Here is a 6,044-nt window from a genome sequence, read left to right on the forward strand (position 1 = left end):
GCCTCCGGTCAGGCGGCGATGCGCACCTTCGAGCTGTCCCGCCCGACCGTCGGCGCCCAGGCGCTCGGCGTGGCCCGCGCCGCGTACGAGTACGCCCTGGACTACGCGAAGGAACGGGTCCAGTTCGGACGGCCGATCATCGAGAACCAGGCGGTCGCGTTCGCGCTCGCCGACATGAAGATGGAGATCGACGCGGCCCGGCTGCTGGTCTGGCGGGCCTCCTGGATGGGCCGGAACAACCGGCCGTTCAGCGCCGGCGAGGGCTCGATGTCGAAGCTCAAGGCCGGCGAGGTGGCCGTCTCGGTCACCGACAAGGCGGTCCAGCTGCTCGGCGGCGCCGGCTTCCTGCGCGACCACCCGGTCGAGCGCTGGTACCGGGACGCCAAGATCTACACCATCTTCGAAGGAACCTCCGAGATCCAGCGGCTGGTCATCTCCCGGGCCATCTCGGGCATGCAGATCCGCTGATCGCCGGCGGACCCCGACCCGACCCGCGACACTCCCGCCGTGCCGGGCGGTACGCCGTCGCGGGTCGGGCCGCCGGTCCCCCGGGCCCGTCGGGGCCGCGCCGGCCCGGAAGGTCCGCAGGCTGAACGGATTGGCACGCCGACTGGGCGGCCCGCCACCACCGGGGCATGATCGGGAGAAACTCTCGCGAAGGAGGGCCGCGACTTGGACCTGCCGTTCATCGTCGCCACGCTGACCCGACGCGGACTGCTCACCCCAGGCCGCCCGATCCGGGTCGCCACGCAACTGAACGCGCTACGCCGCTGGGGCTGGAGCCTCGCCGGTGAGCTGCGCCAGGCCGCCGCGCGCGACCCCGGGCGGATCGCCGTGGTCGACGAGCACGGCGCCACGCTGACGTACCACGACCTGCTGGACCGGTCGGAACGGTTGGCCCGCTCGATGCGGGCCGCCCTCGGCGTGCAGTCCGGCGACCGGATCGGCGTGCTTTGCCGCAACCACCACGGGCTCATCGAGGCGATCGTGGCGGCGATGCTGCTCGGCGCGGACGCCGTACTGGTCAACACCGGGCTCTCCGCCGCACAGCTCGCCACCGTGGCGGAGGAGCAGCGGCTCCGGGTGCTGCTGCACGACGCCGAGTTCGCCGAGCGGCTCCTCGGCCTCCCCGCCGACCTCCCCCGGGTCGACGAGCGCGGCCAGGAGGAGCTGATCGCCGGCGCGCTCCCCGGGGACCAGCTCCAACCGCCCGAGCGGGACGGCCGGACCATCGTGCTCACCTCCGGCACCACCGGCGCGCCGAAGGGAGCCCGGCGCCCCACCCCGCACGGTTTCGGCCCGCTGGTGTCCATCATCGACCGCATCCCGATGCACGCGCGGGACACCGTGATGATCGCCGCGCCGATCTTCCACACCTGGGGGTACGCCGCCCTCCAGGTCTCGTTCGCGCTCCGGGCCACGATCGTGCTGCACCGCCGGTTCGACCCGGCCGCCACGCTCGCCGCCCTGACCACCCACTCGTGCGACGCGCTCTTCGCCGTACCGGTGATGCTGCAACGGCTGATGGAGGTGCCGCCACCCGACCCGCGCCCACCGCTGAAGGTGGTCGCGGTCAGCGGTTCCGCCCTCCCCGGCGGCCTCGCCACCGCGTTCATGGACCGCTACGGCGACATCGTCTACAACCTCTACGGCTCGACCGAGGTCTCCTGGGCGTCCATCGCCGGCCCGGTCGAGCTGCGGCGGGCACCCACCACCGCCGGCCGGCCGCCGCACGGGACCCGGCTGGCGATCCTCGACGACGCCGACCGGCCGGTCCCGACGGGACAGGTCGGACGGATCTTCGTGGGCAACGAGATGCTCTTCGAGGGGTACACCTCCGGGGCCACCCGGGAGAGCCACGACGGCCTCCTCGACACCGGCGACCTGGGCCGGGTCGACGCCGACGGGCTGCTCTTCGTCGACGGGCGGGCCGACGACATGATCGTCTCCGGCGGGGAGAACGTCTTCCCCTCCGAGGTGGAGGACCTGATCGCCCGGCTCCCCCAGGTACGCGAGGTCGCCGTGATCGGCGTTCCCGACCCCGAGTACGGCCAGCGGCTCGCGGCGTTCCTCGCCCTGCACCCCGGCGAGCAGCTCGACCCCGAGGCGGTACGCGAGTACGTCCGCCACTACCTGGCCCGCTTCTCGGTGCCGCGCGACGTGGTCTTCGTGAAGTACCTGCCGCGCAACGCCACCGGCAAGGTGCTCAGCCGCGAGCTGCGCCGCTACTACGGCTGACCCGGCAGGGCTGCACAGTGGGCACGCCCCCGGGTCAGGGATAGAGGGTCAACTCGGGTGACAGGGCCACGGCGGCAAGCTGGTTCATGGTGAGCAGCGGCGCATCAGCCGTCTTCGTGCTCACCATCTGTCGGTCGACCACCTCGTTGCGGAAGTTGTTGGTGATGAGCATCACCGTGGTCCCGTCCGGGCGCACCAGCCACAGTGCCAGCTGGACCTTGCCCGGTCCCGCATTCATCCGGCTCTGCGCCGCCACCGACCCGTCCTGGTAGTGGACGATCTCGCAATCCCCCGGCTTCATCCAGCGTGAGCAGTCGGGAAGGGCCTCGTCCTGGGCACTCGGCCGCAACGTGAGCGAGAACAGGCCGCGCTCCGTGCCCCGCAGCAGCGCCGCGCCGACGTCGTACTCCCGGTAGCGGGGGTGGAACTGGAACTGCGGCTCGGCGCAGCCCGGTTGCAGCGACTCGACGCGTACGCCGGCGGGCAACCACTGCCGCAGGCCGTCGCGGAACGCACCGGTCAGCCGCGCGACGGCCGCCGCCGTGTCCTCCGTCGGCCGGGGACGCACCGTGTCGTACGTCTCGAGCGGCGTCTCCGGACCGCTCGGTTTCGGGCTCACACCGGTGCAGAGACGTACGCCGGCGGAGGGCGCGCCGGTAGTCGGCCCGGCGGGTGCGACCGACAGAGGTGCCGGCGCCCCGGCGAACAGGGTGGGGGTGATCGCAGCCGCGGCGACGACTGCCGCCACACCGGTCGCACTCAGCACCCACGATCGGTGGCGACGGCGACGCAGCTCGGACCGGATCAGGTGATCGACGTCGATCCGGGACGGCGGCGCGTCGGTCACAGCGGCCTGCAGCTGGTTCGAGATCTCATCCATCGGTACGTGCCTCCCGAGTTGTGACCGGAACGCCGATGAGGCGTTCCCGGAGGGCTTCCATCGCCCGCGCCGCCTGGCTCTTCACGGTCCCCGGGCTGCAGCCGAGCTCGCGAGCGGTCTCCTCGACCGAGAGGTCGCAGAAGTAGCGGAGCACGAGCACCGCCCGACGGCGCGGGGGCAGCTCGGCGAGCAGGGCGAGGATGGCGAGGCGCTCCACCGTGTCGTCGGTGTGCGCGCGGTCGGCCCGGTCCGGCACCTCCGCCCACGCCGACTCGCGCCGCCAGGGCCGGCGGCGCTCGTCCAGCCAGACGCGCAGCAGGGTACGCCGCACGTACGCGTCGGGGCTGTCCATGACGGACACCCGCCGCCAGTGCCGCAGCAGCTTGACCAGCGCCGTCGACACCAGGTCGTCGGCCGTGTGCCAGTCGCCGCAGAGCAGGTACGCCGTCCGGCGCAGCGGCTCCAGCCGCGCCGCGACGTACTCGCGGTAGCCGTCGATGTCGGCAGGCAATCCCGCCACCCCCTCACCTCACCGCTCAAACGGAGCCGGGCGGGACGGGGGTTGCCCGGATCAGCCGGGAAACTGGATTCGTCCCTCGACCGCGGCGGCGGCGATATCGGTGCGGTGGTGCGAGCCGGCCAGCTCGATGCCGCGTACCAGGGCGTAGGCGGCGTCCCGGGCGGCGGCCAGGTCCGGGCCGGTGGCCGTGGCGCAGAGGACCCGGCCCCCGGCGGAGCGGAGTGTGCCGTCGGCGCCCCGGCGGGTGCCGGCGTGGATGATGCCCGGCCGGTCCGCCCCCGTGATGGGGTCGCCGGTGCGCGGCGTCGCCGGGTAGCCCTCGGCCGCCACCACCACGGTGACCGCCGAGCCGTCCCGCCAGCGCAGCGGCGGGTACGCCGCGAGCGTGCCGGTGGCGGCGGCGTGCAGCAGCCCGGCCAGTGGGGTCTCCAGCAGGGCGAGGACGACCTGGGTCTCCGGGTCGCCGAAGCGGGCGTTGAACTCGATCACGCGGGGGCCGGCCGCGGTGATCGCCAGGCCGACGTAGAGCAGACCGGCGAAGGGGGTGCCCCGGCGGCGCAGCTCGGCCAGCGTCGGGTGCACGACGTCGCGCATCACCTCGTCGACCAGACTCGGCGGCGCCCAGCGCAGCGGCGCGTACGCGCCCATGCCGCCGGTGTTCGGGCCGGTGTCGCCGTCACCGGCGCGCTTGAAGTCCTGCGCCGGCAGCAGCGGCACCGCGGCCTCGCCGTCGGTGACCACGAAGAGGGAGACCTCGGGCCCGGCCAGGTACTCCTCGATCACCACCCGGCCGCACTCCGCCGCGTGGGCGGCGGCGACCGACCGGTCGTCGGTGACCACCACGCCCTTGCCGGCGGCCAGCCCGTCGTTCTTCACCACGTACGGCGCACCGAACTCGTCCAGCGCCTTCGCGACGCTCTCCACATCCGTGCAGGTGTACGCCCGTGCGGTGGGTACGCCGGCGGCGGTCATCACGTCCTTGGCGAACGCCTTCGAGCCCTCGAGCCGGGCCGCCTCGGCCGACGGGCCGAACGCCGCGATGCCCTTGGCGCGTACCGCGTCGGCGACCCCGGCCACCAGCGGTGCCTCCGGCCCGATCACCACCAGGTCGGCGCCCACCTCGACGGCGAGCGCCGCCACGGCGTCGGCGTCGGTCGGCGTGACGTCCCGCAGCTCCGCGACCGCCGCGATCCCCGGATTACCCGGCGCCGCGAGCAGGGCCTCAACCGAAGGATCCGCAGCCAGCCCGAGCGCGAGCGCATGCTCCCGCCCGCCACCACCCACAAGAAGTACCCGCACGACCCCGCATCCTACTGACCGCCCCACCCACCCCCGTTGATCAAGGAGTTTGCGTCCCATTTTCAGCCTCCGGAGGCCAAACTCCTTGGTCAACGACTCCGTCTCAGGGCGCGTCGGACCGTTTCCGGGATGTAGTCGGGGCGGAGGGTGTCGGACCAGGTGAAGCGGAGGACCGTCCAGCCGCCGTTGATCAGCCGGTTCTGCCGCAACCTGTCCTCGTAGAGCGCCATCGGTGCGCGGTGCGGGCCGCTGCCGTCGGCCTCGGCGATCACCCGGGCACCGCGCCAGCCCAGGTCCCCGATGCCGAGCAGGTACCCGTCGTCGTCGCGGACCTCCAGTTGCAGCGCGTCGGGCGGCACCCCGCCGTCCACGCACCGCAATCGGGCGCGGGTCTCCAGCGGCGACTGCGCCCGGCCGTCCGCCTCCGCCAGGTGACGTCTCGCCCCGACCGCACCGCGTCGGCCCGCGATGAGCGCCTGCACCAGCGACAGGTCGTGCTCCGTCAGAAGTTGCCGATTGAGCGCCGAGTCGATGACGCAGACCGCCGGATAGCGGGCCGCCCGCAGAATGACGTCGGCCACGGTACGGACCGCGGTGGTGACCGGCACGCCGTCGACCGCGCAGAGGTCGTCGGGATCGAGCGTGAGCTGGTGCACCACAAGGTTCGGATCGGCGCGGCGCTGCATCGTGGGGCGCTCCGCCGGCACGGAGACGTGGATCGCGCCGGTGGCCCGGAGGCAGCCGATCCGGTGCAGCTCGGCCGCGCTGTCGAGGACCGCCACCGCCCCCGGCCCCAAGCTGGTGACGGCGGCCCGGATCCGGGCCCGGCGCGGCGCTGCCACCTCGGCCGCCGGGACCGGGACGAAGCAGCCGCGAGCAACCCGGCTCCACTTCCCGGACCGCGCCAGATGCCGGATCTGGTCCCGGGTGAACCCCAACCGCAGCGCCTGGCCGGCCGTCACCACCCCACCGTGCTCAGCAACCAGACGTCTCAACCCATCGACATCAACCATCCATGTCGGTCACCGGGACACCGCGGGTGACGAACCGCACGTCCTGACTGCCCGGCCAGCACGACGGCGCCCGCCAGTACGCCTCCGGCTCGGC

Annotated in this window: 6 protein-coding genes; 2 read left to right on the forward strand and 4 right to left on the reverse strand. The window is 73.4% G+C overall.

Annotated elements, in window-relative coordinates; all coding sequences use genetic code 11:
• Together ACWEVO_RS27560 and ACWEVO_RS27565 are read left to right on the forward strand one after the other, a co-directional pair.
• The coding region (locus tag ACWEVO_RS27560; protein ID WP_452310405.1) for an acyl-CoA dehydrogenase family protein at window positions 1-468 on the forward strand (468 nt) is incomplete at its 5' end.
• Between the two features lie 204 nt (window positions 469-672).
• Window positions 673-2,238, forward strand: a complete 1,566-nt coding sequence (locus ACWEVO_RS27565; protein WP_452310406.1) for an AMP-binding protein — start codon at window positions 673-675, stop codon at window positions 2,236-2,238.
• A gap of 34 nt (window positions 2,239-2,272) precedes the next feature.
• Here the strand turns inward: ACWEVO_RS27565 and ACWEVO_RS27570 are convergent, their stop codons facing one another.
• The 4 genes from ACWEVO_RS27570 to ACWEVO_RS27585 all read right to left on the reverse strand — a co-directional run bounded on the left by ACWEVO_RS27570 (window position 2,273) and on the right by ACWEVO_RS27585 (window position 5,950).
• Window positions 2,273-3,118: a hypothetical protein gene (locus ACWEVO_RS27570; RefSeq protein WP_452310407.1), complete on the reverse strand. Its 846-nt coding sequence runs from the start codon at window positions 3,116-3,118 to the stop codon at window positions 2,273-2,275.
• Window positions 3,111-3,629 carry a SigE family RNA polymerase sigma factor gene (locus ACWEVO_RS27575; RefSeq protein ID WP_452310410.1) on the reverse strand — a complete coding sequence of 173 codons (519 nt, stop codon included), beginning with the start codon at window positions 3,627-3,629 and terminating at the stop codon, window positions 3,111-3,113. The genes ACWEVO_RS27570 and ACWEVO_RS27575 overlap by 8 nt, the downstream gene beginning before the upstream one ends.
• Before the next feature lie 60 nt (window positions 3,630-3,689).
• Window positions 3,690-4,937, reverse strand: coding sequence for a phosphoribosylamine--glycine ligase (gene purD, locus ACWEVO_RS27580; RefSeq protein ID WP_452310408.1), 1,248 nt, complete (start codon window positions 4,935-4,937; stop codon window positions 3,690-3,692).
• 89 nt (window positions 4,938-5,026) lie between these two features.
• Window positions 5,027-5,950, reverse strand: a complete 924-nt coding sequence (locus ACWEVO_RS27585; RefSeq protein ID WP_452310409.1) for a type IV toxin-antitoxin system AbiEi family antitoxin domain-containing protein — start codon at window positions 5,948-5,950, stop codon at window positions 5,027-5,029.
• Between the last annotated feature and the right edge of the window lie 94 nt (window positions 5,951-6,044).

The organism is Micromonospora sp. NPDC003776, from assembly GCF_053605645.1.

Bases quoted from the DNA above. Each gene is read 5' to 3' on its own strand.
- ACWEVO_RS27570 (WP_452310407.1), bottom strand. From the start codon at position 3,118: ATGGATGAGATCTCGAACCAGCTGCAGGCCGCTGTGACCGACGCGCCG.
- ACWEVO_RS27585 (WP_452310409.1), bottom strand. From the start codon at position 5,950: ATGGTTGATGTCGATGGGTTGAGACGTCTGGTTGCTGAGCACGGTGGG.